Genomic DNA, 1,712 nt, shown 5'->3' with positions numbered 1-1,712 from the left:
CGCGCCGATGGTAGTGTGGGGTCTCCCCATGTGAGAGTAGGTCATCGTCAGGCACCCCTTCCGAACCCCGGTCCAATGGACCGGGGTTCTTTTATGCGCGCTCGGAAAATGCCGCGCCGGCGGCCACGGCCGTGGCCGCCCGGCACGTCACGCCCCGGGCGTGGGCGGCAGCGACCGCAGGGACTCGAGACATATTCCCTATCGGCATCATGTACAATACAGGCTCTCATGCACTGCCTTGTCGGAACCATACTTTCTATGTCTGCAAACGCCGATCGTGTTGCCAGCGAAATACTGCTTTATTGCCGCGCCGGCTTCGAGGCGGACCTTGCCGCAGAAATAACGACAAAAGCCGCTCAGCTGGGGAGTAACGGCTATCCGATTGCCACCGCCAACTCGGGGTTCGTTCGCTATGTGCTGGCTGATAATCAGCCTGCGCATACACTTCAGAAGCAGCTTGCCTTCGAAACTCTGGTATTTCCAAGACAGACGCTGGTTGCTTTCCCGCCGCTTGCCCATCTGGATTGCGAGGATCGAATCTCGCCTGTCATGGCGCTGATTCGCGATAGCGGCTGGAGCTTTGAACGTATCTGTCAGGAAATCCCGGATACCAACGACGGCAAGGCACTGACAGGGCTGGGTAAATCGATCCAGAAAGCGCTGGAAAGCGCCAGTCGTAAATGTGGTGCTCTGCGACGCAAGGCGGGCAAACGGTGGCTTCACCTTTTCTGGACCGCCGGTGACCAGGTGCAGGTGGCCATCAGCTTTCCAGGCAATCGCAGTGAGTATTCCAACGGCATTCGACACCTTCGCTTTCCGCATGATGCGCCCAGCCGTTCGACTTTGAAGTTAGAGGAAGCGTGGCATACCTTCATCGAGCCGGCTCAGTGGGATGAGGTGCTTGGCGACAACATGTGGGCAGCCGATCTCGGAGCAGCGCCGGGTGGCTGGACCTGGCAACTGGTCAAGCGCGGCATGAACATATACGCCATCGACAATGGCCCCATGCAGGCGTCACTGATGAACACCGGACAGGTCGAGCATCTTCGTGAGGACGCCTATAGCTGGCAACCGCCTCACGTGCTGGACTGGCTGGTATGCGATATGGTCGATCAGCCGGCCAGAGTGACCAGACTCATGAGTACATGGCTTGAAAAGGGATGGACACGACGAGCCATCTTCAATCTCAAGCTGCCGATGAAACAGCGCTGGCATGAGGTCGAGCAATGCCTGGAGCTTTTGCACCAGTCTGTTGAGAGATCGGGCCAAAGAGCGCACGTCAGGTGTCGCCATCTTTATCACGATCGCGAAGAGGTGACGGTCTACGTTGTCATTGTTTAACACACGATCCAATAGCGACAGGAGAAAAGACCGTGTCCAAGGCGCCTGAATGTCACGAAACGCTTGATACCTCGGGTCTCTATTGCCCCGAGCCCATCATGATGATGCACAACCGCGTCAGGGAGATGTCGCCGGGTCAGGTGCTCGAGATTATCGCCACTGATCCGGCCACAACCCGGGACGTTCCGAAGTTCTGTACTTTCCTCGGCCACGAACTGATTGATCAGCACGAGGAAGAGGGAACATGGCGCTATTATATTCGCCTTGCCGGTTAGTTGTTTGGTCCCGGGAAGTAGTGGTTCGGGTTTTGATGGAACCTGTCCGGTTCATCCTGCCATCTTTCCAGAATAAATCCGATCGGAGTTTTGCCC

At 57.0% G+C, this 1,712-nt stretch carries 2 protein-coding genes; both read left to right on the top strand.

Translation table 11 applies throughout. From position 1 onward, the window contains the following. Nucleotides 1-258: 258 nt before the first annotated feature. Nucleotides 259-1,341, top strand: a complete 1,083-nt coding sequence (rlmM, locus tag BM079_RS16520; protein ID WP_090136313.1) for a 23S rRNA (cytidine(2498)-2'-O)-methyltransferase RlmM — start codon at nt 259-261, stop codon at nt 1,339-1,341. 32 nt (nt 1,342-1,373) lie between these two features. Continuing rightward, entirely contained in the window at nt 1,374-1,616 is a 243-nt protein-coding gene (gene tusA / locus BM079_RS16515) for a sulfurtransferase TusA (RefSeq protein ID WP_090136311.1), read from the top strand. Nucleotides 1,617-1,712 lie beyond the last annotated feature (96 nt).

It is taken from the genome of Kushneria avicenniae (assembly GCF_900112585.1).
GTDB classification, from domain to species: domain Bacteria; phylum Pseudomonadota; class Gammaproteobacteria; order Pseudomonadales; family Halomonadaceae; genus Kushneria; species Kushneria avicenniae.
Note: the sequence above shows the minus strand (reverse complement) of the source record. Positions and strands in the feature narration are given on the sequence as shown.